The sequence below is a fragment of the Acinetobacter portensis genome, assembly GCF_010646905.1.
Taxonomy (GTDB): domain Bacteria; phylum Pseudomonadota; class Gammaproteobacteria; order Pseudomonadales; family Moraxellaceae; genus Acinetobacter; species Acinetobacter portensis.
Genome location: NZ_JAAARQ010000002.1, coordinates 379,040 through 402,462 on the forward strand (window position 1 = coordinate 379,040; position 23,423 = coordinate 402,462).

A 23,423-nucleotide genomic window follows, 5' to 3' on the forward strand; every position below is an offset into this window, starting at 1 on the left:
GGTTTTTTATTACACTGATTTAAACAATAATTGATAATTTCTCAATTTAATATGTCAAAAACAATTTCTGTACTTTTATGGATACTCAGTTTAATTTTTATTGTAGATGGCATTTATCTTTTTTCACTTGGAAAACTCCATCTTGGAACAATACTTCCATTTTTAATAGGGATTACAGTTGGTTTCTATCTTATTTTTCAAGCAAAAGTTCATCATTTTCTAAAACAAAAACCTAAACTTTTTGCCATTTGGAAAATTGGGATCACAGCAGGAATTATTTGGTTTATCAGCGTAGTGGTATTTTTTAGTTATTTAAAAATAAATCTGGGTCCTAACTCAATTCAAACACCCGTATCTGCAATTATTGTACTAGGTAGCGGAACTGAACAAGGCAAACCATCTCCAGCATTACAAGCAAGATTAGATGCTGCAGCAATGCTTGCTAAACAACAGACCCAAACGCTTATGGTATTAAGCGGTGGCATCGATTACGGTCAAGTTTTATCTGAAGCACAAGTGATGGCAAATTATTTAAATACAGAATACCAAATATCGCTCAATAGAATGATTCTAGAAAAAGAAAGTACGAGCACTGAATTAAACTTAATCAATAGTCAAAAACGATTAAAAGAGCATGAAATATCACTACAGCACCCGATTGCAATTGTTACAAGTGACTTCCATACAATTCGTGCATCGAAAATTGCAAAAAAAGTAGGCTATCAAAACCCCTATATGCTCAGTGCGACCACACCATTCAATATTCGATATAATTCGTGGCTACGTGAATACTTTGCATTTTTAAGTGGCTGGATATTAAATGAATATTAACTTTTTGAAGAATAATTTAATGAATACGAATATTACGCGGTAAAGGTAATTCTAATTTTTCATATAAATCTGGTCTATCCGTATGAAGTTTATATAGGATAGATTTTAAATCTAATAACATTTTTTCAGGACTTAGCTGAATATTTTGACCTTCTGGGGATAAATTCAGCGAAAGAATATATTTAGCTTCTTTTAAATATGGAATGATTTTTTCAATAAATATACTTAATGAAACTTTCTGAATTTTATAATTTACCCAATCACCTTTTATAAGCAAGCTAGCTAAATTCTTATGACTCCAAATAGCTAAGCTCTGTTGCCCTGTATGTGTTGCACACAGAGCCCACCCTTCGTGATATAAGCCTATTAAAAAACCTTGAGTAATAATCGTATCTAGAAAATTTTTATAATGGTCTTTAATACTAAGATTGGATAGGCTTTGAGAGTTGGCTTTTCGATAATATGGATTTTTCATGATAAATATAATTATTGAATTTGTTTTTATAATATGTTTATTTTTAATTAAATTCAAATATATGGTGGGCGCTGACGGGATCGAACCGCCGACATTCTGCTTGTAAGGCAGACGCTCTACCAACTGAGCTAAGCGCCCTGAAGAATAAAAACAACAAAGTTGTTTCTATGACACAAGTCATAAAACTTGCTTGAATTACATTTTTCACTTCAGGGAATGAAAAATGGCGCAGCGGACGGGACTCGAACCCGCGACCCTCGGCGTGACAGGCCGATATTCTAACCAACTGAACTACCGCTGCATCGCTATACTTATTTCTAAGTATTTATCTTTTAAATAAATAAAAGATGGTGGGCGCTGACGGGATCGAACCGCCGACATTCTGCTTGTAAGGCAGACGCTCTACCAACTGAGCTAAGCGCCCTTATTAGGGTCTAACATTTCGATTTTAGGATGGCGCAGCGGACGGGACTCGAACCCGCGACCCTCGGCGTGACAGGCCGATATTCTAACCAACTGAACTACCGCTGCATCACAAAAAATCTGGTGGGCGCTGACGGGATCGAACCGCCGACATTCTGCTTGTAAGGCAGACGCTCTACCAACTGAGCTAAGCGCCCTTAAAAGGTCTATTACGTAAATGGCGCAGCGGACGGGACTCGAACCCGCGACCCTCGGCGTGACAGGCCGATATTCTAACCAACTGAACTACCGCTGCACTTACATAATATCGCTATTAAAGTACAAACAATGTATTAAGAACTAAAGTGGCGCAGCGGACGGGACTCGAACCCGCGACCCTCGGCGTGACAGGCCGATATTCTAACCAACTGAACTACCGCTGCACTATAAGTATCTTAACTTTGAAAGAAGCTTGGTGGGCGCTGACGGGATCGAACCGCCGACATTCTGCTTGTAAGGCAGACGCTCTACCAACTGAGCTAAGCGCCCTTTCAAATCGACTTCATCGCTTGATGAGGTGCATTATAGAGAATCCTGACGGAGTGTCAAACGCTTTTCTAACTGTTTTCCATATTTTCAGCTCGAGTGATTAAAAAATAGGTTATTCGATTCAAAAACAAACAGATTCTTCAATTATTTGTAGAAATTAATACTTGTTTTCACATTTTCATCCGTAACTTTTTTAATAAAAAAGTAAAAATCAGCATCATTTTTTTATTTTTTTTAAATATTCAGCAATTTTTTTTCAGAGATATATACCAGTGCACGTTCAGGAATTAAGTCAAATAACTCAATAACATCTAAATTTCGCATTCGAATACAGCCATGTGACTTTGGAATACCCATTGGTTCTGTGTCTGGTGTTCCATGTATATAGATATAACGATTAAAAGTGTCACACCCCGCACCTAAATTAAATCCATCTTCCAAGCCACTTAACCAAAGAATGCGTGACAATATCCAATCTCTTTTTGGAAATGCTTCTACTAAATCATGGTTATAAATTTCACCTGTTTCTTTTCGAGCAATGAAAACTGTATTCTGAAGAGCATTCTCACCTACTTTTAAAGCAATTTCATGCCATCCTCTTGGTGTTTTCCCCGAGTTTTCTTTTTCACCAATACCGTTCAAGCCACTTGAGATGACATAATATTTATTATGTTTTGGCACATATAAAGTTTGTTCTTCTAAATCTATTAAAATGTCTGCTTGTTCTAAAGCGTATTTCATAATGATCCCTAATTCCCCTGAGTTGTTGGTTCTGGTCTTAACCACAGCCAAATTGCGACAATTAACATAGTAACATCTGTGAAAAGTTTAACAGCAAGAGGCGCAGTTGTTAGTAACATCAGCACCCCACTAATTAGCATCATAATACTGGCAAACCATTTGGCTTTTCTTGGAACTGTGCCATTTGCACGCCATGCCTTTAATGTAGGACCATATTTAGGATGATTCAATAACCAAGCATCCATTTGTGGCCACCCCTTAGATGCTGCCCATGCAGCCAAGATAAGAAACACTGTTGTTGGCATACCGGGTAATAATGCCCCTATAAAGCCAAGTATTACGAAGATGATCACCAAACTTCGCCAAAACAACGTTCTCATAGATTTTTCCTGCGTATCTCATTTTTGTAGTATAAGTGGTTTTAAATGATTATCCGTTGCATTTCTGCACTTTTTAGCTTGGATTTTAAATGCCATACGCTCAAACATCTTTTTTCGTAGAACCTTGGCTAAAATATAAAAAACCTATTGTTCGTCAACTTGCATTTGCAATTGCAAGTCCTAATATTTTATCGAGTATTCCATCAGAGCTCAGTATTGCTCATTCCTTTAATTTACATACAAATGAACATTGGCAAGAACACTATAAAAACTATGAAAGTCGCTTAGAGCAGCTCGATTTAGACAGTACAGAACTCGATATTTTTCTATCTAAATTAAAAAGTACACGTTTAGGCTTACGTTTTGAAATGTTCTTTTGGTTTTGGTTACTAGATGACAAATATCATTATTACAAATTAATAGAACATAGTATTCAAATTATAGATGGACCAAAAACTGTTGGTGAACTCGATTTCCTTATATTCAATAATAAAGAAAACCGCATTGAACATTGGGAAGTTGCACTTAAATACTATTTAGCAGAAAAAGATTTTTCGCTTCCCTTTTGGTATGGCTTAAATAGAAGTGATACTTTTGCACGTAAATTAAATCATTTCACACAAAAACAATTTCAATTTAGTCATGTATTAGAACAAGAAATTTCACATAAATTTGCAGTCATGAAAGGTCAATTATTTTTACCTAAATACCATTTAAATGAAATGCACCCAGCATGGATTAATCCTGCTAGACGATTAGGCACTTGGGGAACGACTATCTTGCCTCCATCTGAAGAGTTTTATCGTTTAAGCCGTCAAGAATGGATTTGTCCAGATTTACAGAAAACCAGTGAAACTGCGCGCTGGTGGACAGATGGTTTATATTTTCAACGTAAAAACCAACACCATTATATGTATAGAAATACTCATTTATTAACACCTTAAATGCTGAATTTATCAGCTACATTTGCTTACCAAACAACCATAAAATATCAACACTACTTTTTAGTTTATTTTTTAATCTAAAAAGGTAATAAAAATTTAACCTAAAGGTATGGAACACATTATGAAAAAAATTATTGCAGCTTCAATCGCACTTGCATTTGTATTAACTGGTTGTAATACCGTAAAGGGTGTGGGTAAAGACGTTTCTAAAGCCGGAAGCGTTGTAACGAACACTGCGGAAAAAACATCAGATAGCATCAGTAGAAAATAATTTACTATATATGACGACAGAGCCCTATCGTTGATAGGGTTTTTTTATATCTAAAAACTCCCCTTATGTTTCAGTTTCGCCTATTATAGGCTGACTTTTTTGATGTGTTTTTATTGGTATGACTCAGTCTGAAACTCTTGAGCTTAGCTTACAATTATTGCGCCAACCTTCGGTGACCCCTATTGATCATACTTGCCAAGATATTATGGCAAAACGCTTAGAAAAAATTGGTTTCAATATTGAAAACATGCGTTTTGATGATGTAGATAACCTTTGGGCGCGTAAAGGCACAGAATCTCCTGTATTTTGTTTTGCAGGCCATACAGATGTTGTACCAACAGGTAGCTTAGATGCTTGGAATTCAGATCCATTTGCGCCTGAAATTCGTGATGGTAAGTTATATGGCCGTGGCAGTGCAGATATGAAAACTGCATTAGCAGCAATGGTGATTGCTTCTGAACGTTTCATCAAAAAACACCCGAATCATAAAGGTTCTATTGCATTCTTAATTACTTCTGATGAAGAAGGTCCGTCAATTAACGGCACAGTTAAAGTTATTGAAACCTTAGAAGCACGTAATGAAAAAATGACATGGTGTTTAGTGGGTGAACCATCAAGCACAAATAAATTAGGCGATATTGTTAAAAATGGTCGTCGTGGTTCTTTAAATGCAAATTTAACGGTGAAAGGCAAACAAGGTCATGTTGCCTATCCACACCTTGCAGTGAACCCTATTCATACAGTATCTAAAGCAATTGCTGAATTATGTGAAACTGTTTGGGATAACGGTAACGAATACTTCCCTGCAACTACATTCCAAATTTCAAATATTAATTCAGGCACAGGCGCGACCAATGTTGTTCCTGGCACATTAAATACTTTATTTAATTTCCGTTATTCAACTGAAGTAACAGCTGAAGAACTTAAAGCGCGTACTTTAGAAATTTTAGATCGTCATAATGTTGAATATGATATTTCTTGGACACTTTCAGGTTTACCGTTCCTAACCCCTGTCGGTGAACTTGTTAATGCTGCGAAAAGTGCGATTTTAAATGTGACAGGTGTTGAGACCGAACTTTCTACAAGCGGTGGCACATCAGATGGTCGTTTTATTGCACCTACAGGCGCACAGGTGCTTGAATTAGGCGTATTGAATGCAACCATTCACCAAATTAACGAACATGTAAATGTCGATGATTTAGAGCCACTTTCTGAAATTTATGAACAAATTTTAGAAAATCTTTTGGCTTAATTTAGACAATAAAAATTTAATTAAAAAAAAGGAACTCTATTGAGTTCCTTTTTTACTTTTAAAGATGTTGCTTATTTAATTCCAAGTGAACTTTGAATATTCCCCAAATGAGGAATGTGATAGTCCATTTCACCCATTTTCACATATTGGAAAATAGTTGCATCGGTATTTTCACGCTCATCATCTACAATTTCAGAAATACGCAAACGAATTGTTTCGGGCATTTCATTACACATTAAGGCAAAGCGTTGATCGACATCATCGCCTTCAATGACCAAAGCCACACCTAGTATTTTATTTGGATCACACACAGAAAAAACAGGCAAATTCAATTCATGCCAATCGACTGTTTTCACTTTTGTTGGGCTATCAAGTGCTGACAGTACAATATTCTGAGGGATAAGCATTGGTGCTTTATGATGACATTCAACAATATATGCATCGATAAAACCTGTCGATACCGTAATTAAATGATGTAACTCTTGCTGACTAATTTGATCAATCAGCGATGAACTTACTAAATTTTGACTCATTTAATCATCCCTGTTTTACTGCCAATAAAGTTTCAATGTTCTCAAGTAACTCTGCTTCTTGGAACGGTTTACCCATATAGTTGGATACACCTAAGCTAAATGCACGTTCACGATGTTTTTCACCTGTACGTGAAGTAATCATAATAATTGGCAAGTCTTGATGAAGATCATGATGGCGCACATGGCTTGTTACCTCAAAACCATCCATACGTGGCATTTCAATATCTAGCAGCATAAGATCTGGTTTCACATTTTCCAGTTGCTCAACAGCATCTACACCATCTTTTGCTGTGACAACATCGTAACCTTGACGCTCTAACAAACGGGTTGTTACCTTGCGTACAGTCACTGAGTCATCGACAATCATCACTAATTGACGTGCATTATTACGTTGAATTTCACGTTGTTTAGAGCTTACTAATTGACGCTTAGTTGCTTGAACTTGTCGTGCGATACCTTGACTATCTAAAATAAGACAGACATGACCATCCCCCATAATGGTTGCACCCGCAATTGCATCCACTTTAGAGAATTGCTGACCAATTGGTTTTACCACAATTTGACTACGTGAACCCACAAGTTGATCGACCAATAATCCAATGGTTTGACCAGCACTGCCTTTAATGAGAATAACAGGTAATGAGTGTCCAACATTGTTCAGGCGTGGTACAGGCTGATTGCTAATAAATTCTGAAATATAACGTAATTTATAACTTTCATTATCAATTTTAAAATAGTCATCTTTACTATTGAAGTATGCTTCTAGTGTTTCAGGTGCAATACGTACAATACGTACAATTTGTGCCAATGGTAATGCAAATTGTTGATCGCCCGCCTTCACCATCAATGCATCACTAACTGCAACTGTTGTTGGTACGCGAATACTAAATGCTGTTCCTTTACCGAGTGTCGAAGTTACCGTAACGTGACCACCCAATGCTTTAATACCACTTTGTACAATATCTAGACCAACTCCACGCCCTGAAATTTGCGTCACTTCTTTCGCAGTACTAAAACCAGGATGGAAAATAAATTGCAATATTTCTTGTTGATCGAGATCTTGATCCGGCGTAATCAAGCCCAATTTTAATGCTTTTTCTTTAATGACTTGAGCATCAATACCTTTACCATCATCGCTAAACGTTACAATTACATCTGTACCCTGACGACTAATATTTAACTCAATTAAACCAACTTCAGGTTTTTTCGCAGCCAATCGAACTTCAGGATCTTCAATACCATGGTCAATTGCGTTACGAAGCATATGTTCAAATGGCGTCACTAACCGTTCAAGCGTAGTACGGTCTAGCTCACCCTCTGTATTATGAACGACAAGCTCTGTTGGACGGTTCAATGAAGATGCTGTTTGACGCACAATACGCTGTAGACGTGGCAATAAACGTGAAAATGGTACCAAACGTGTCCGCATCAAACTTTCTTGAATTTCAGATTGAATACGTGATTGTTGTAATAGCAGACCTTCCGCACCACGAATTTTATCTGCCAACGTATTTTTGAAATCGACCAAATCGGATGTTGATTCGGCAAGCGATTTTGACAATTGGTTTAAAGATGAATATTGATCCATCTCCAATGGGTCAAAGTCTGCATAACGTGAATTTTCATTACCATGTTTTGCAATAATTTGTGATTCAAGCTCACCTTCCATTCGACGCAACTGATCAGCTAAACGCTGAATCGCTTGTTCCATCTCGTACAAAGTACCGTTAAATTGGCTAAGTTCCATTTCAACACGTGAACGGTTAATCGAGTTTTCACCAGATAAATCAATCATTTTCTCGACAAGATCTGCCGAGATACGAATCATCTCATTACTGTTGTCGTCTTGATTAACATCATTCCACTCACCCAACATTGCAGGTGGTTCTGTACCATCACCTTGAACAAATTCAAAGGTCGCTACAGTATCAATAACATCTAATTGTGCAACACTTTCAGGAAGTTGTACGGTGACATCTACATATTCTATTGCAGCTAAACTTGCGTTTAGACCATCAAAATTACTGTAATCACGCTTAAAGATTGCTTGCTTTAACCATGCAACCGTTGTGAATAATAAATTGTCATAAGCATTTGAGTTAAATTGATGGAATGCAAACTGTTCGAATGTATTTTCAAGTTGATATGCAATTGCAGCAACAGGCTCTACCTCAATCATACGTGCGCCACCTTTTAAGCTATGCGCGGCACGTTGTAATTGAAGTAAAATACTACGACTACTTCTGTTATCAATCCATTGTTGGATTAAGCTTTCAGTCGTTTCTAATAGCTCTTCTGCTTCTTCAAAGAAAGACTCCTCTGCAATTTCATGCAGACTTTGCTCTTCAGAATGTGTTTCAGTTTTTACAAAGCCATCAGAAATTTCAGATTCATCCACCAAGCTTTGTGCTTTAAATTCTTCAACTGGCTCTAGTGTTTCATCTACATCGAAAGATAATTTTTCGGTTGTTTCGAATGCGACTTCATGACTTTCAATGGTATCTTTTTCAATTGAAATAGAATGATCAATTGCAGTTTCAACACTATCTTGAAGCGATTGAATAGGTTCAAGATCAATTGTTGTCATTGTTTCAGCAACACTTTCCGTGCTGACAATCTCTTGACCTTGTGTAATCGCGACAATATTTTGAAGAATATTGACTGTTTCTGTTGCAGGATAATCAATCGTTTCATCGCGAATTGCTTGAATACGATCTGAAACATCATCTTGTACCAAACGAATAACACTCATTAACGCAGGTGATGCTTCAAACTGTTTATTGATTAAACGCTCATAAATACTTTCTAAGTTATGCGTTATTAAGCCAATATTTTTTGCAGAAATCATATTTGCGCCACCTTTTAAGGTATGCAAATAACGCATTAAATTAGTTAAAGATGTTTTATTCTCGTGATCTTTAGACCAAGTATCGACTTCTTCATCAATAGAGCTTAAAAGTTCATCGGCTTCTTCAAGGAAAATATCAAGTAAATCTAAATCGAAGTCTCTATTGGTGAGTTCTGAATCTACAGCTAATCGATCAGATGCAATACGCTGAGATAACTGCGCTAAATTTAAAGCTGAGCTTGGTTCAGATACTTGAAGATCTAAAACTGAATCATTTAAAACAGTCGTTTCTTCAGTTTTCTCAACAGCTAAAGGTTCAACATTAAAATTTAATTGATTGAAATCAAAATGAATTTCTTCTGACTTTTCAACTTGAAGCTCTGGCTGTTCAAAAGCCAAAATTTCAGGAGCAGAATCAATTAAACCAATAGAAGATTGATTTAAGTCAAGTGCTGGATTTTGCTGAATTTCATTTGTTTTAACTGGAATATTTTCAATATCTTGCTGAACAAATACAGATAAATTCTGTAACGCAGATAAATCATCTTCAGACAAACTTACGCGCTGACTTGAAGCTAGATGATCGAATAAATAAATCAGTTTTTGATGTACTGTATTAAATACATCGTACGCATAATCTGAATGTAATAATTGTGGTTTATCTAAAAGTGCATCATAAGCCGTTTTCAGCTCTTGCGTGAGATGATGAATACTTTCCGCAGCTTTAACTTGCGTTCCATCGACCAATAATTGCGCTTGATGACTTAACTCACGTAAATAATTTTCATCACTCGCCAATTGATCAAATTCGAATTCTGCATCTAATAATCGATCGATATTCAAATCCATCAATCGAGTCACAATACCCTGTGTACTTTCTACAATTTCATTTGATCTTTCTACAAACTCGAATTGATTCCAATCTTGCACAAAATTGTCGTAAATTGACTGTAATTTTTCACTCGATGATTGGCTAAGTTCTTCTAAATAATCTTGAATAAAGTCTGAGTATTTCAGTAATGCAGACATTTCTTGATAGCTAACGTCTAAACCATCGTCTACCAAGGTTTTAAACAGATGTTCTATTTTGGTACTCGCATCAAATACATGGTCTAAATTTACCATGGTTGAGCTACCACGTAATGTATGCAATGCGCGAATTAGATTGTTATAATCTTTTTCGGCAATATTTTCATTGCTTAAAAACTCATGAATAACAATAAGATGTTCTTCAGCCTCTTCAATGAAAATGTCAATTGTTTCTGCCAACAATGCACTTTCTTCAGTGTCTTTTTCTGTTGAAATTTCACTTAAATTAATGTTTTCATTCTGCTCAATATCTTTAACGTCTTCAGCAAAATAAATAGGCTCTATCGTTTCATTTACGTCTACATGTTCAACGAATGGCTCAATCACCTCAAAGTTTTCAATCTCTAAGCCATCAACAACTGCATTATCAATAACAATTTCTAATCCAGTTAAATCATCTTCTGAATTTACGGTTGATGCTAATTGCAATAATTCTTCAAGTGCAGGTTCAAGACTTTCTTGTTGCTGTAAACTTTGCCCCATCAGAACCAAAGGTCTTAAATCTATTTGTGTCGGCTGTACATTTTTAAAGAGCGGATAAAGTTTGTATTTATAAATGTGATAAACGGTCGCAACAAACTGCTCTACTTTTTTATCTGTTTGAACCGCACCTGCTAAAACACGATTTAAAAGATCTTCAACAACCCATGCAATTTCACCAGCCGAACGCGCACCCACCATACGTCCAGAACCTTTTAAAGTATGGAAATGGCGACGTATGGTCTTTAACAATTCCTGTTCTGTTGGATTTTCCAACCACGAAGCAAGTAATGGATCGAGCTCTTCGAAGATTTCTTCAATTTCTTCAACAAAAATTTCTAAAATTTCTTGATCTTGCTCAAGATAGCTATCTTCAGGAAGCGTTGTCGATTCAACTAAATTTTTTAATATTTCTTTCATAGCTAAGGCTTCTTACGTTATCCGCACCGAAAGGCACTTAAACTGAATCTGTCGTGATCATGCTGTACTCTAAAAATACTTACAGCATAAATACTCATCTCTGAATAGATGTACCCACCTCGAAAAGTAGATACATCTTCCCCAAGCTGTTAAGCCCTATTCAGGTAATTTAAAGTCAGTTACAGACTCACGTAATGATTCTGCCATACCTGCAAGCTCAGATACCGAACGTGCTGTATCAAAAGTAGCACTTGTCGTTTGCGATGTAATTTCCTGTACAACGTTCATCGTTGTTGCAATATGACTTGCAGATGCAGACTGTAATTTTGCTGCATCGGAAATGTTTGCAATGAGCTTCGCTAAGTTGTTTGATACCGTTTGAATTTCATCTAAGGCAACACCAGCATCCTTAGATAAGTTCGCACCACGTACAACCTCTGAAGTCGTTTGTTCCATTGATATAACGGCTTCGTTGGTATCTGTTTGAATGGTTTTAACTAAGCTTTCAATCTGCTTAGTTGCAGATGCTGAACGTTCTGCAAGACGCTGTACTTCGTCGGCAACCACGGCGAAACCACGACCTGCTTCACCTGCCATAGACGCTTGAATTGCGGCGTTCAATGCCAAGATGTTCGTTTGGTCTGCAATATCGTTAATGAGGGCAACGATGTTACCAATTTCTTGTGAAGACTCACCCAAACGCTTAATACGTTTAGAGGTTTCTTGAATCTGTTCACGAATGATATCCATACCATCAATAGAACGGTTTACAACATCTGCACCATTTGAGGCAATTTGTACAGAGCGTTCCGCAACCGAAGCAGATTCATCGGCATTTGAAGATACTTGGTCAATAGACAATGCCATTTCATTAATTGCGGCAGATGCGCCTGCAATTTCTTGCGCCTGATGTTCAGATGCTTCAGCTAACTGGTTGGTAATGCCTTGAGTGTTCGCTGTATATTGTGCAATTTCTTGAGATGTATCATTAATACGCGATACAAGGTCACGTAATTGGTCAATGGCGAAGTTAATAGAATCGGCAATTGCACCTGTAAAATCTTCAGATACCGTTGCGTAAGAACGTAAGTCACCATCTGCTAAATCGGCAATTTCATCAAGTAAACGTAAAATTGCGTTTTGGTTACGGTCATATTCATCTTGTAAACGTGTTACACGTTGTTTGTCTGAAACACCGCGCAGTGTTAATAATTTATAAACAACCACTAAGAACGCAACAAGTGCCAAAATTAGAACAATTGCAGGAACAATAATGTATAAACCTGAACCGTTAGAAATTTGACTCAAGTTTTTCAGTAGTTCATCCGATTTTGCAAAAATTTCAGAAGATGCTTTACGAACTTGTACAATTTGATTCGAGTTTTTTAAAACAACTGACGCAGCAGATTTCAATACATTGTCATAGTCAGCTTCAATACTTTCTAAAGAAGCACGTAAATCGGCATCCGAAATACGCTGTACACCTAATTCTGCACTACCATTTAATTGCGCTTTTAAATACGAACCAAAGGTTTCTGTATCAACACTAAAATCATCGGCAGATTCACGCGAGTTTTCTACCCCAACCAAAACAGAACTAATAGAACGTAAAATACGCTCTGCAAGGAATACTTGGTTTTTTGCAATAACCACCTGACTACTTGGCAAGTTTTGACGTGCCATTTGGTCAACCATCAAGTTATATTCGGCTTGAATACCTGGAATCGCTTCACCAATTGCAATATTTGTATCGTATAAGGTATTAATGAATTTTTGTTGTGAAACAATCAAATCAATATTTTTTGATACTTTAAACCAGTCATTTTCAACAGCTTCAAGTTCTGCTGTAGCCGAGTGACCACTTTTTACAATTTCCAAATTACGATTGAATTCTGATTGTAGATTTTTCAACTTATCAATCGATTCTTTTGTACCAGAAGCTGTTGCCTCAGTCGCTTGACGAGATACAGTTTGAGATAACAAACGTAAATCACCCAAACTTTGAGTCAAATTATTTGAATGGGGTACTGTATAAAACAGTGAAAAAAGACTGATTGCAGCAATCACTAAAGCAATTGTTGCGGCTAAAAGTAACGGTTTTGACTTGTCTGTATCGCCAAATACACGCGCGTATTGATCAATTTGCGGTTGAAGTTTTTTCGCCAATGCAGATTCTTTTTTTGGACTGACTTCACCCGTTTTTTTCTTTTTAAACTTAAAGCCCATTCAGCTTTCCCCCGATTACAAACTTTAGCCTTACAAAATAAGGTTACGATTGTTAATTTTAAAAATTCATTGATGCATTCAGATATTTAGGATTCTTTAATAATTGACTAAATAAAAAAACATTCCACTGTTGATTATGTTGTTGAAAATAACCTTGACAGTATTCTTGTAAATTCGTTTCTAAATTCTCATGTTTAGAAAAGAAACTTTTCTTATTAAAGTGTTGTATTCCTAAAACCTGATCTACAACTAAACCGACATAATGGTCGTTATGGCTAATACACATCACTTTTTGAGTTTGAGTATTTTGACTTTTTTTACCTGAAACGTAATGAGATAAATCAGAAATTGAGAGCAATCTTCCTCGAATATTTGCAAGTCCCACAACCCAAGGTTGCGTATTTGGAACAAGCGTATATTTTGGTGGATAAATTACCTCAGAAACTTCCCCAAGCGGAGCAACAAAATATTGCCCCATCATTTCAAAAGCAATGCCTGACCATCGGTTTACTTCATTTTCAGTTGAAGCGTAGTTTTTATTGCCACGCTTGGACAACCGAAGTAATTCGATAAATCCATTCGCTGCCATATTTTATCCTGCATTGAGGTGTTGTTTAATCACATCAATTAGTTGGTTTTCATCGACTGGTTTCGTTAAATAATCACTTGCACCCTGACGTTTTCCCCAAACACGGTCAGTTGCTTGATCTTTTGTGCTTACAATGACAATTGGAATATGTTTTGTTGATGCACCACGTGAAATTTGACGAGTTGCTTGGAATCCATTTACACCAGGCATCACCACATCCATAAGTATTAAATCTGGTAATTCAGCTTGCGCCATCGTTACCCCATCTGCACCATTTACAGCTTCAATCACATCAAAACCATGCTTAGTTAAGATTTCTCTAAAACGAAATGTTTCGGTTGGTGAGTCATCTACTATTAAAATTCGAGCCATAATTTTCCCCAAGAACAGCCATTTAGATTATGCCGAAACGTGATTACGAATCGCGTTCAACAATTCATCCTTGCTAAATGGTTTTGTCAAATATTCATCTGAGCCCACAACACGACCTTTAGCCTGATCAAATAAACCATCTTTACTCGATAGCATAACGACAGGAATATTTTGGTAGTCTTGTGAATTTTTGATGAGCGCACAAGTTTGATAACCATCTAAACGTGGCATCATTATATCTACAAATACAATATCCGGATTTGCATCAGCAATTTTGGACAATGCTTCAAAGCCATCTACAGCTGTAACAACTTCATAACCTTCGCGTTGCAATAAAGTTTCTGCAGTACGACGAATTGTTTTTGAATCATCAATTACCATGACTTTAAGATTTTGCAATTTATCGTCCATTTAACTGACCCTTCCCATTTTGGATAAGCGATTAATTTGTAATTCATTACAGATTGTAAGCATTTTTAACATATCTTTACTTGCAGTTTCAATGAACTTATTCTTCATAAATTTACACTTTAACCAGCAATACAACAACAGCTTCACACTTTACAAGATTCAACGATTTTTTTTTGAGTGATATAAAGTTAATATAGATGAAACTATTCTAAAATAGCTTCATTATTACTTTAAAATAAGCAATTTAGTCAACTTTATCTTGGGGAAAAAAGTGAACTGGCATGAGCATACGTCCAATTGCATAATTAAAATATGTAATCTCAAAATTAAAAGAATTTTAATCCTAAGCATACTTAGCCTATACCCTATGATGAGTTTTGCTAACAATCCAAATAAAGCAGCATGGTATAGATATTACGATAGTCGTGGTATTGCCAATATTAGTTCTACTGTTACACCTGCGCATATTCGCCATGGTTATGAAGCTTTAGATAAAAATATGCAAGTCATTCAGAAAAATAGAGCTTACAGCGTAGAAGCAGATTTAAAACAAGCACCACAACGTGCAGTACAAGCAAAGCAACATGAAAATGATCAAAAATTAAAAAGAGCATATAACAATAGTAATATTGCGACTCAAAAACGTAATGTGGCATTACAAGCGATAAAAAAACAAATCGATTATCAACAAACACAATTAAAACAATTACAAAATGATCGGGTTCAATTTAAGCGTGAAGAAATGGAATTTACACGTAAAGGTAAAGCAGTACCTGCTAATTTGAAAAACAATCTCGCTTACAATCTAAACAACTTAAGTTCTATGAAACAAAATATTCAATCATTACAAGTTAGTTACCTAAATACACAGGCAGAGTACGACAAAATTATTGCACGACTAAAAGTAATTGAATAAATTGAATTTTAAAGCGCTTCTACCATCAAAGGATGAATTAATGCACGCTAAAGCAACATTATTAAAAACACATTTATGTACGCCTCTTCGTATGACTACGCTATGTGTATGTATCGCTTTAAGTGCTTGTAGTAAAGATGCACCAAAAACAACAGAAGCACAAAATAATAAAATTGAACTTATTCAGGCAGATTTAATTCAAGTTAAGCAAGGCAATTCAATTGAAAAAACTGCTTTTACAGGCACAATTCGTGCAGTAAATCAAAGTAGTATTCAAGCTCAAGTAACTGCGACTGCCACTACAGTCAATGCAGAGGTCGGTCAAACTGTATCTAAAGGACAAGTTCTTGTACGCTTAAATAATCAAGACAATGCAGCTCGATTAGCCCAATCTCAAGCGAACTTAAATTCTGCGCAAGCACAAGCCAATCAAGCAAAAAGCATGATGCAACGTAAAAAGCGTTTATTAGATCAGGGATTTATTTCACGTGTTGAATATGAGCAAAGTGAACTTGATTATAAAAGCCAATTGGAAAACGCGCGTGCGCAGCAAGCCAATGTCAATATTGCACAAAAAGCCAATCAAGATGGTGTAATTACCAGTCCTATTCATGGCGTGATTACAAAACGTCAAGTTGAACCGGGTCAAACCGTGAGCGCGGGACAAACTCTTTTTGAAATTGTCGATATCAATGAACTCGAATTACAAGCCAAAGTTCCAAGCGATGCTCAATCTGCACTAAAAATTGGTCAAAAAGTTGAGTTTAATATTCAAGGTAATGCCAACAAACTTACTGGCACAATTCAGCGCATTTCCCCGATTGCAGATTCAAACAGCCGCCAAATTGAGTTCTTTGCAAAACCAACAACGACCATTAACTCATTAAGTATTGGTTCATTTGTTGATGGAAATATTGTTTCATCTACGCAAATTTCAGGACAAATTATCCCACTCGATACAATTGTAAATGCAACAACTCAGCCTTATGTTTGGGTAATTCGCCAAAACAAAATCACCAAGGCAAATATTCAAATTCTTGAACAACGCTACAATGAAAACACTGCAGTCATTTCAGGCTTACAACAAAATGATGTGGTCAGTCGAATTAAATTCACAGATCAGGACATTCATAAAGAAGTGGTCATGAGTAAAAACTAAAAATTAGGATACATATTATGTGGTTAACCCGAATTAGTGTGAAGTATCCCGTTTTTACGATCATGATGATGTTCTGTTTGATGGTATTGGGTTTATCGTCTTGGCAACGCATGGGCGTGGAAGAATTTCCAGATGTCGATTTCCCCTTTGTCGTAATTTATACCAACTATCCGGGTGCATCCCCCGAAACCGTTGAATCTGAAATTACAAAAAAAATGGAAGACCAAATCAATACGATTTCAGGTCTTAAACAAGTCATTTCACAATCAAGTGAAGGCTTATCGACCATCATTGCAGAATTTAATTTAGATGTTTCTTCATCTGTCGCAGCACAAGATGTTCGAGATAAAGTTGCACCTGTTTCTGCCGAATTTCGTGATGAAATTCAAGACCCCATTGTCGAACGATACGACCCGACAACAAGCCCAATTATGTCGATTGTATTTGAATCGAATACGATGTCCTTACGAGATTTAAGCTCTTATTTAGATCAACGTATTATCCCGCAACTCAAAACTGTTTCTGGTGTTGGTACGGTCAACTTATTAGGCGATGCACAAAGACAAATTCGTATTCAGGTCGATCCACAAAAACTACAAAGTTTTGGCATTGGTGTAGACCAAGTCATCAACACACTTAAATCTGAAAATATTGATCTGCCCGGTGGAACGCTGAAACAAGCCAATTCAGAACTTGTTGTCGAAATTAAATCAAAAGTCATTCATCCATTTGCCTTTGGCGATTTAGTGGTTGCCAATAAAAATGGTGCGCCCATTTATCTTAAACAAATTGCAAACGTTGAAGACAGCCAAGCTGAAATGGAATCGAGTGCTTATCTGAATGGTCAATCTGCCGTTGCCGTAGATATATTAAGAAGCTCAGATTCTAATGTGATTGATGTTGTCGACAACATGAATAAAACCTTAGCATCTGTAAATGAACAACTTCCAAAAGGCACAACCGCAAAAGTTGTTGTAGACAGTTCTAAAGGAATTCGAGGCAGTATTAAAGATGTTGCTCGTACCATTGTAGAAGGTGCTGTTTTAGCCATATTGATTGTTCTACTTTTCCTTGGTTCATTCCGTTCTACCATCATTACAGGTTTGACTTTACCTATTGCTCTTTTAGGTACATTAGCTTTTATATGGGCATTTGGTTTCACCATTAACATGATGACACTACTTGCACTATCTTTAAGTATTGGCTTACTTATTGATGATGCCATTGTGGTGCGTGAAAACATTGTGCGCCATGCAGATATGGGCAAAGATCATGTAACTGCGGCATTAGATGGCACCAAGGAAATTGGTCTTGCTGTTTTAGCTACAACCCTGACGATTGTTGCGGTATTCCTACCTGTAGCCTTTATGGGCGGTATTATTGGACGTTTCTTCTATCAATTTGGTGTGACGGTAAGCACAGCTGTTCTGATTTCGATGTTTGTTAGTTTTACCCTAGATCCGATGCTTTCTGCACATTGGGCAGAAAAGCACAATCCAAATAAAAAGCCAAACAAACTACAAAAATTCTTCGATTGGATTTCACGCAAACTCGACAATTTAAACGAACACTATGAAAAACTGTTAAAACTTGCCTTAAAGTTCCGTTTCATCACTTTATTAATAGCCGTTGCTTCTTTATTTGGCGCTTTAGGACTCTCTAAATTTGTCGGAACAGAATTTGTACCTGTACCCGACAAAGGTGAAATTCGCATTAAATTTGAAACACCTGTAAATGCATCTTTAGAATATTCACAAGTAAAATTACAACAGGTCGATGCCATTATTCGTCAGCATCCTGAAGTAAAAACCACTTATGGTTCTATCAATAGCACAACAGATCGCGGCAAAAATCATGTGAGTTTGCGTGTTTCTGTAACCCCTCGTTCTGAACGCACACAAAAACTCAATGCGTTAAATAACGAATTCCGTGAACGCTTAAAATCGGTTGCAGGGATTACCATTACCTCAATTGCATCGGCAGATGAAGTCGTTTCAGGTGGTAAAAAACCAGTGATGATTTCAATTAAAGGTCCTGACTTAAACGAACTTCAAAAAATTTCAGATCGTTTTATGGCTAAAATTTCCAAAGTCGATGGTATTGTCGATTTAGAAAGTTCATTTAAAGAACCGAAACCGACCTTAAATGTTCAAATCAATCGCGTTTTAGCAAGTGACTTAGGACTTTCAGTAAATCAAATTGCCAACGTTGTTCGCCCGCTTATTGCAGGTGATGATGTGACTTCTTGGCAAGATGAAAATGGTGAAACTTACGATGTAAATCTGCGTTTAAATGAAGACAAACGTCGCTTACCAAGCGATGTTCAAAACATGTATTTAACATCGCAAAAAACTGATGCAGATAACAATCCAATTCTGATTCCTTTAGCATCTGTTGCCCAATTTGATGAAACACTTGGTGCATCACAGATTAATCGTCGTGATTTATCTCGTGAAATTTTGATAGAAGCAAATACATCAGGACGACCTACAGGTGACATTGGTGGAGATATTGCAAAAATTCAAAGCGATTTCAAACTCCCTGTCGGTTATAGCTTCGATACTCAAGGCTCAAACAAAGACATGGCAGAATCGGCAGGTTATGCTTTAACGGCAATTACCCTTTCTATTGTGTTTATTTATATTGTTTTAGGTTCACAATTCAATAGCTTTATACATCCTGCGGCAATTATGGCATCGTTGCCTTTATCGCTCATTGGTGTATTTCTTGCCTTGTTCTTGTTCAATTCGACCATGAACTTGTTCTCTATTATTGGCATTATCATGCTGATGGGTTTGGTCACTAAAAATGCCATATTACTCATCGACTTTATTAAAAAAGCAATGGATAAAGGCACAAGCAGATACGATGCTATTATTGAAGCAGGTAAAACACGTTTGCGCCCAATTTTAATGACCACAAGTGCAATGGTGATGGGGATGGTACCTCTTGCACTTGGTTTAGGCGAAGGCGGTGAACAAAGTGCGCCTATGGCACATGCAGTGATTGGTGGCGTTATTACCTCCACCCTACTGACCTTAGTCGTTGTTCCTGTGATTTTTACCTATTTAGACGATTTAAAAAACTTTATGATGCGTCAAACTAAAAAAATCATGTCATAATTTCCCTTGACCATATTTGGCAAAATATTGGGGTGAGATCGACAAATTCTCACCTCATTTTTTATTGTATACTCTTTGCTTTCACGCAAAATTTATTAGGACAGTTTCCATGCGCGCGAGTCGCTTTTTATTTGCAACGTTAAGAGAAACCCCAAATGATGCTGAAGTTATTTCACATCAGCTCATGTTACGTGCGGGGATGATTCGTAAATTGGCTTCAGGTTTATATACTTGGTTGCCGATGGGCGTTCGCGTATTAAATAAAGTTGAAGCGATTGTTCGCCAAGAAATGGATCGCGCAGGTTCTCTTCAAGTGCTTATGCCTGTAACTCAACCTGCATCTTTATGGGAAGAATCGGGTCGTTATGTGCAATACGGTCCAGAATTATTACGTTTTAAAGACCGTCATAACAATGACTTTGTTCTTGGACCTACACACGAAGAAGTGATTACAGATATTGCTCGTAACGAATTGAAAAGTTATAAGCAACTTCCTGCAAACTTCTACCAAGTACAAACAAAATTCCGTGACGAAATTCGTCCACGTTTTGGTGTAATGCGCTCACGTGAATTCATTATGAAAGATGCTTACTCTTTCCACGTAGACCAAGCATCATTACAAGAAACCTATGATGTGATGTACGATGCGTACTGCAAAATCTTCACACGTTTAGGCTTAAACTTCCGCCCTGTTCAAGCAGATACAGGTTCTATTGGTGGTTCAGGTTCTCACGAATTCCACGTATTGGCTTCAAGTGGTGAAGACGATATCGCATTCTCTACAGATTCTGATTATGCAGCGAACGTAGAAATGGCTGAAGCTGTTCTTGTTGGTGAGCGTGCTGCACCAACTCAAGCATTAGCAATTGTAGAAACACCAAATCAAAAAACAATTGCAGATGTATCTGCATTCTTAAAATCTGATCCTGCTCAATCTGTTAAAGCATTATTGGTTCAAGGTGTAGCAGAAGAAGGTAAAAAAGTACCTGTTGTTGCATTGTTCATTCGTGGCGATCACGAACTGAATGAAATTAAAGCTGAAAAACATCCTTTAATTGCATCTCCACTTACTTTTGCAACTGAAGAACAAATTGCTGAATTTGGTTTAACACCTGGTTTCTGCGGTCCTCAAGGTTTAGTTGAAAAAGGCTTAACCGTAATTATTGACCGTGCAGCTTCTGTGCTTTCTGACTTTGTTGCAGGTGCTAACGAAGCAGACAAACATGCTACAGGCGTAAACTGGGAACGTGATGCACAATTCACAGAAGTTTATGACTTACGCAATGTTGTTGAAGGCGATCCATCTCCTGATGGTAAAGGTACACTTCAAATTAAACGTGGTATTGAAGTGGGTCACATCTTCCAATTGGGTCAAAAATACTCAGAAGCTTTAGGCTGTAAAGTATTAGGTGATGATGGTAAACCTTTAGTTGTGACAATGGGTTGTTATGGTATTGGTGTAACACGTGTGGTTGCATCTGCAATTGAACAAAATTACGATGACAAAGGTATTATTTGGCCTGCTGCCATTGCACCTTTTGATGTTGCGATTGTTCCAATGAATGCACATAAATCTCCACGCACTGTAGAAGCTGCTGAAGCACTTTATGCAGAACTTCAAGCGGCAGGTTTTGATGTACTTCTTGATGATCGTAACGAACGTCCAGGGGTTAAATTCTCTGACATCGAATTAACAGGTATTCCACACCGTATCGTCATTGGCGAAAAAGGTTTGGATGCAGGTACATTCGAATATAAAGGTCGTACAGATGCAGAATCTACGAACTTAACCAAAGAAGAATTGCTTGCAAAATTTGCCAAGTAAAATCTGAAATATTCAGTTTTATAGATCTTTTAATTTTTTCAATTGAGGACGTTAAAAGATCAAAATATAAAACTGCATGACATAAAAAATCCCGCTAAATAGCGGGATTTTTTACTTTATTTAAAACATTAAGCTTTAGGTAAAGTTACGCCTGTTTGACCTTGGTATTTACCACCACGGTCTTTATAAGATGTTTCACATACTTCGTCAGATTCAAAGAACAACATTTGTGCAACACCTTCACCTGCATAAATATAAGCAGGTAAGTTTGTTGTATTTGAGAATTCCAAAGTCACGTGACCCTCCCACTCTGGTTCAAGTGGTGTTACGTTCACGATAATACCGCAACGTGCGTATGTAGATTTACCCAAGCAAACCGTTAACACATTACGTGGAATACGGAAATATTCTACAGTACGCGCTAAGGCAAATGAGTTTGGTGGAATAATACAAACATCTGCTTCAATATCGACAAAACATTTATCATCGAAGTTTTTCGGATCTACAATTGCAGAATGTACATTTGTGAAAACTTTAAATTCACGCGCACAACGTACATCATAACCATAACTTGAAACACCGTATGAAATCAGTTTTTGACCATTTTCATCTAAACGGACTTGATTTTCAGCATACGGTTCAATCATGCCGTGCTTTTCGCTCATTTCGCGAATCCAGCGATCCGATTTAATTGCCATTGAGTTCTATCCAAATAATGCTAAATAATTCACTGCGAAGTACTTTAACTGAAATCTAGCTTAATGAAAATAAGTCTATGCATCTTGCAAGAAATTCAATTCAAGGAATGAGATGAATATCCCATCAAAGGCTTAAAATTGCAGAATAACTTAGCGGAATTGAAAAACTAAGTAAGACTAAAGATGCTGTTTTTTGCAAATTGGTTTGATTTAACCAACGTATTTTATTCGATGCCAATACAGAACCAATATAAGTCCAAAAAAATGCAATAGGCACAATAAGTAATAAGAATGTCAGCATGTGTGAAACATAATAATTAATATTCAGCCATGCAATTGCTGGGAAAATTGCCGAAGCAAATAATAAAGCTTTAGGATTTAGCAAAGTCGCAACAAACAACTCTCGTGCACGAATGGTCGGCTGACTAAAACTCACTTCAACATTTGCTGTACGCCAAAGTTTAATTGCTAAATAAATAATATAACTTGCACTAAATAATTTAAGAACTACAGGGAGTAACGGCATATACGCAGCAACTTTTCCAATAAGGAAACCCCAAGCCGTAATTGAAATAAGATAGCCAAATGCTTCAGAAGGAATTAATCGGAAAGATTTGCGTATGCCAACTTGTATACCTGACGATGCAAGCAACGTGTTTGTTGGCCCTGGTGTTAAAAGAATAGTCACCACTAAACCGATAAATAACCATGAAATCATATAAAGACCTCACCTGAGAATCAGCGAAGAATAGATCAGTTGATAAATCTTAGCAAAAAATCAATTGTAAGCGGAATTATCTAATTGCAACAAAAAATTAAATATAATGATGATTATCAATGCATTAAGCATAAATTCACTCTTATTATTACGATATAGACTGCAAAGTCAT

Annotated in this window: 19 protein-coding genes and 8 tRNA genes; 8 read left to right on the plus strand and 19 right to left on the minus strand. The window is 36.8% G+C overall.

The features are described from left to right. Positions 1–51: 51 nt before the first annotated feature. A complete protein-coding gene (locus GTK57_RS01670; protein WP_163120969.1) occupies positions 52–831 on the plus strand; it encodes a YdcF family protein in 780 nt (259 codons plus the stop codon). 16 nt (positions 832–847) lie between these two features. On the opposite strand, the gene GTK57_RS01675 is transcribed toward GTK57_RS01670, so the two are convergent. The 11 genes from GTK57_RS01675 to GTK57_RS01725 all read right to left on the minus strand — a co-directional run bounded on the left by GTK57_RS01675 (position 848) and on the right by GTK57_RS01725 (position 3,378). Continuing rightward, positions 848–1,306 (minus strand): DUF2750 domain-containing protein, encoded by a 459-nt coding sequence (locus GTK57_RS01675; RefSeq protein ID WP_163120971.1) that lies wholly within the window; start codon positions 1,304–1,306, stop codon positions 848–850. Between the two features lie 62 nt (positions 1,307–1,368). Then, positions 1,369–1,444: transfer RNA gene (locus GTK57_RS01680), tRNA-Val, on the minus strand. A gap of 86 nt (positions 1,445–1,530) precedes the next feature. Continuing rightward, positions 1,531–1,607: transfer RNA gene (locus tag GTK57_RS01685), tRNA-Asp, on the minus strand. A gap of 47 nt (positions 1,608–1,654) precedes the next feature. Continuing rightward, positions 1,655–1,730: transfer RNA gene (locus GTK57_RS01690), tRNA-Val, on the minus strand. A gap of 30 nt (positions 1,731–1,760) precedes the next feature. Continuing rightward, positions 1,761–1,837: transfer RNA gene (locus GTK57_RS01695), tRNA-Asp, on the minus strand. Between the two features lie 13 nt (positions 1,838–1,850). After that, positions 1,851–1,926: transfer RNA gene (locus tag GTK57_RS01700), tRNA-Val, on the minus strand. Between the two features lie 21 nt (positions 1,927–1,947). After that, positions 1,948–2,024: transfer RNA gene (locus tag GTK57_RS01705), tRNA-Asp, on the minus strand. Between the two features lie 50 nt (positions 2,025–2,074). Then, positions 2,075–2,151 (minus strand) — tRNA-Asp (locus GTK57_RS01710). Positions 2,152–2,181: 30 nt separating this feature from the next. After that, positions 2,182–2,257 (minus strand) — tRNA-Val (locus GTK57_RS01715). A 234-nt stretch (positions 2,258–2,491) separates the two neighbouring features. Next, a complete protein-coding gene (gene elsL, locus GTK57_RS01720) occupies positions 2,492–2,998 on the minus strand; it encodes a cell wall-recycling L,D-carboxypeptidase ElsL (protein WP_163120973.1) in 507 nt (168 codons plus the stop codon). 8 nt (positions 2,999–3,006) lie between these two features. Then, on the minus strand, positions 3,007–3,378 hold the full coding sequence (locus GTK57_RS01725; RefSeq protein WP_163120975.1) for a YbaN family protein: 372 nt from the start codon (positions 3,376–3,378) through the stop codon (positions 3,007–3,009). An 89-nt stretch (positions 3,379–3,467) separates the two neighbouring features. Between GTK57_RS01725 and GTK57_RS01730 the strand changes: the two genes are divergently transcribed. The 3 genes from GTK57_RS01730 (at position 3,468) to dapE (ending at position 5,845) form a co-directional block, all read left to right on the plus strand. Further along, positions 3,468–4,322 (plus strand): DUF1853 family protein, encoded by an 855-nt coding sequence (locus tag GTK57_RS01730; RefSeq protein WP_163120977.1) that lies wholly within the window; start codon positions 3,468–3,470, stop codon positions 4,320–4,322. Positions 4,323–4,443: 121 nt separating this feature from the next. Further along, positions 4,444–4,593 (plus strand): entericidin A/B family lipoprotein, encoded by a 150-nt coding sequence (locus GTK57_RS01735; RefSeq protein WP_152875764.1) that lies wholly within the window; start codon positions 4,444–4,446, stop codon positions 4,591–4,593. Between the two features lie 118 nt (positions 4,594–4,711). Further along, positions 4,712–5,845 (plus strand): succinyl-diaminopimelate desuccinylase, encoded by a 1,134-nt coding sequence (gene dapE / locus GTK57_RS01740; protein ID WP_152875763.1) that lies wholly within the window; start codon positions 4,712–4,714, stop codon positions 5,843–5,845. A 71-nt stretch (positions 5,846–5,916) separates the two neighbouring features. On the opposite strand, the gene GTK57_RS01745 is transcribed toward dapE, so the two are convergent. The 6 genes from GTK57_RS01745 to pilG form a co-directional block, all read right to left on the minus strand. Continuing rightward, entirely contained in the window at positions 5,917–6,378 is a 462-nt protein-coding gene (locus GTK57_RS01745; protein WP_152875761.1) for a hypothetical protein, read from the minus strand. A 4-nt stretch (positions 6,379–6,382) separates the two neighbouring features. Next, the gene (locus GTK57_RS01750; protein ID WP_163120979.1) at positions 6,383–11,215 is read right to left on the minus strand and encodes a hybrid sensor histidine kinase/response regulator; all 4,833 of its coding nucleotides are present in this window, start codon (positions 11,213–11,215) and stop codon (positions 6,383–6,385) included. 156 nt (positions 11,216–11,371) lie between these two features. Then, complete coding sequence (locus tag GTK57_RS01755) at positions 11,372–13,441, minus strand: methyl-accepting chemotaxis protein (protein ID WP_152875758.1); 2,070 nt, start codon at positions 13,439–13,441, stop codon at positions 11,372–11,374. A gap of 58 nt (positions 13,442–13,499) precedes the next feature. Next, complete coding sequence (locus GTK57_RS01760; RefSeq protein ID WP_152875756.1) at positions 13,500–14,030, minus strand: chemotaxis protein CheW; 531 nt, start codon at positions 14,028–14,030, stop codon at positions 13,500–13,502. A 3-nt stretch (positions 14,031–14,033) separates the two neighbouring features. After that, positions 14,034–14,402, minus strand: coding sequence for a response regulator (locus GTK57_RS01765; RefSeq protein WP_163120981.1), 369 nt, complete (start codon positions 14,400–14,402; stop codon positions 14,034–14,036). A gap of 27 nt (positions 14,403–14,429) precedes the next feature. Next, on the minus strand, positions 14,430–14,813 hold the full coding sequence (gene pilG / locus GTK57_RS01770) for a twitching motility response regulator PilG (RefSeq protein WP_152875753.1): 384 nt from the start codon (positions 14,811–14,813) through the stop codon (positions 14,430–14,432). A gap of 367 nt (positions 14,814–15,180) precedes the next feature. On the opposite strand from pilG, the gene GTK57_RS01775 reads away from it, so the two are divergent. From GTK57_RS01775 to GTK57_RS01790, 4 genes are all read left to right on the plus strand, one after another. Further along, positions 15,181–15,729, plus strand: coding sequence for a hypothetical protein (locus GTK57_RS01775; RefSeq protein ID WP_152875752.1), 549 nt, complete (start codon positions 15,181–15,183; stop codon positions 15,727–15,729). A 40-nt stretch (positions 15,730–15,769) separates the two neighbouring features. Beyond that, positions 15,770–16,888: an efflux RND transporter periplasmic adaptor subunit gene (locus tag GTK57_RS01780; RefSeq protein WP_163120983.1), complete on the plus strand. Its 1,119-nt coding sequence runs from the start codon at positions 15,770–15,772 to the stop codon at positions 16,886–16,888. 17 nt (positions 16,889–16,905) lie between these two features. After that, complete coding sequence (locus GTK57_RS01785; RefSeq protein WP_163120985.1) at positions 16,906–20,010, plus strand: efflux RND transporter permease subunit; 3,105 nt, start codon at positions 16,906–16,908, stop codon at positions 20,008–20,010. Between the two features lie 109 nt (positions 20,011–20,119). Then, on the plus strand, positions 20,120–21,835 hold the full coding sequence (locus tag GTK57_RS01790; RefSeq protein WP_163120987.1) for a proline--tRNA ligase: 1,716 nt from the start codon (positions 20,120–20,122) through the stop codon (positions 21,833–21,835). 128 nt (positions 21,836–21,963) lie between these two features. Here GTK57_RS01790 and dcd read toward each other — a convergent pair whose 3' ends face one another. Next, positions 21,964–22,533: a dCTP deaminase gene (dcd, locus tag GTK57_RS01795; protein ID WP_152875746.1), complete on the minus strand. Its 570-nt coding sequence runs from the start codon at positions 22,531–22,533 to the stop codon at positions 21,964–21,966. A 124-nt stretch (positions 22,534–22,657) separates the two neighbouring features. Beyond that, positions 22,658–23,251: a LysE family translocator gene (locus GTK57_RS01800; protein ID WP_163120989.1), complete on the minus strand. Its 594-nt coding sequence runs from the start codon at positions 23,249–23,251 to the stop codon at positions 22,658–22,660. Positions 23,252–23,423 lie beyond the last annotated feature (172 nt).

What these genes read in the sequence shown, in the direction of transcription:
- GTK57_RS01780 (WP_163120983.1), top strand. Translation starts at nt 15,770, where the DNA reads ATGCACGCTAAAGCAACATTATTAAAAACACATTTATGTACGCCTCTT.
- GTK57_RS01775 (WP_152875752.1), top strand. Translation starts at nt 15,181, where the DNA reads ATGATGAGTTTTGCTAACAATCCAAATAAAGCAGCATGGTATAGATAT.
- elsL (WP_163120973.1), bottom strand. Translation starts at nt 2,998, where the DNA reads ATGAAATACGCTTTAGAACAAGCAGACATTTTAATAGATTTAGAAGAA.
- GTK57_RS01750 (WP_163120979.1), bottom strand. Translation starts at nt 11,215, where the DNA reads ATGAAAGAAATATTAAAAAATTTAGTTGAATCGACAACGCTTCCTGAA.
- GTK57_RS01725 (WP_163120975.1), bottom strand. Translation starts at nt 3,378, where the DNA reads ATGAGAACGTTGTTTTGGCGAAGTTTGGTGATCATCTTCGTAATACTT.
- dapE (WP_152875763.1), top strand. Translation starts at nt 4,712, where the DNA reads ATGACTCAGTCTGAAACTCTTGAGCTTAGCTTACAATTATTGCGCCAA.
- GTK57_RS01760 (WP_152875756.1), bottom strand. Translation starts at nt 14,030, where the DNA reads ATGGCAGCGAATGGATTTATCGAATTACTTCGGTTGTCCAAGCGTGGC.
- GTK57_RS01730 (WP_163120977.1), top strand. Translation starts at nt 3,468, where the DNA reads ATGCCATACGCTCAAACATCTTTTTTCGTAGAACCTTGGCTAAAATAT.
- GTK57_RS01675 (WP_163120971.1), bottom strand. Translation starts at nt 1,306, where the DNA reads ATGAAAAATCCATATTATCGAAAAGCCAACTCTCAAAGCCTATCCAAT.
- GTK57_RS01755 (WP_152875758.1), bottom strand. Translation starts at nt 13,441, where the DNA reads ATGGGCTTTAAGTTTAAAAAGAAAAAAACGGGTGAAGTCAGTCCAAAA.
- GTK57_RS01745 (WP_152875761.1), bottom strand. Translation starts at nt 6,378, where the DNA reads ATGAGTCAAAATTTAGTAAGTTCATCGCTGATTGATCAAATTAGTCAG.
- GTK57_RS01670 (WP_163120969.1), top strand. Translation starts at nt 52, where the DNA reads ATGTCAAAAACAATTTCTGTACTTTTATGGATACTCAGTTTAATTTTT.
- GTK57_RS01785 (WP_163120985.1), top strand. Translation starts at nt 16,906, where the DNA reads ATGTGGTTAACCCGAATTAGTGTGAAGTATCCCGTTTTTACGATCATG.
- GTK57_RS01790 (WP_163120987.1), top strand. Translation starts at nt 20,120, where the DNA reads ATGCGCGCGAGTCGCTTTTTATTTGCAACGTTAAGAGAAACCCCAAAT.
- GTK57_RS01800 (WP_163120989.1), bottom strand. Translation starts at nt 23,251, where the DNA reads ATGATTTCATGGTTATTTATCGGTTTAGTGGTGACTATTCTTTTAACA.
- GTK57_RS01735 (WP_152875764.1), top strand. Translation starts at nt 4,444, where the DNA reads ATGAAAAAAATTATTGCAGCTTCAATCGCACTTGCATTTGTATTAACT.
- GTK57_RS01765 (WP_163120981.1), bottom strand. Translation starts at nt 14,402, where the DNA reads ATGGCTCGAATTTTAATAGTAGATGACTCACCAACCGAAACATTTCGT.
- pilG (WP_152875753.1), bottom strand. Translation starts at nt 14,813, where the DNA reads ATGGACGATAAATTGCAAAATCTTAAAGTCATGGTAATTGATGATTCA.
- dcd (WP_152875746.1), bottom strand. Translation starts at nt 22,533, where the DNA reads ATGGCAATTAAATCGGATCGCTGGATTCGCGAAATGAGCGAAAAGCAC.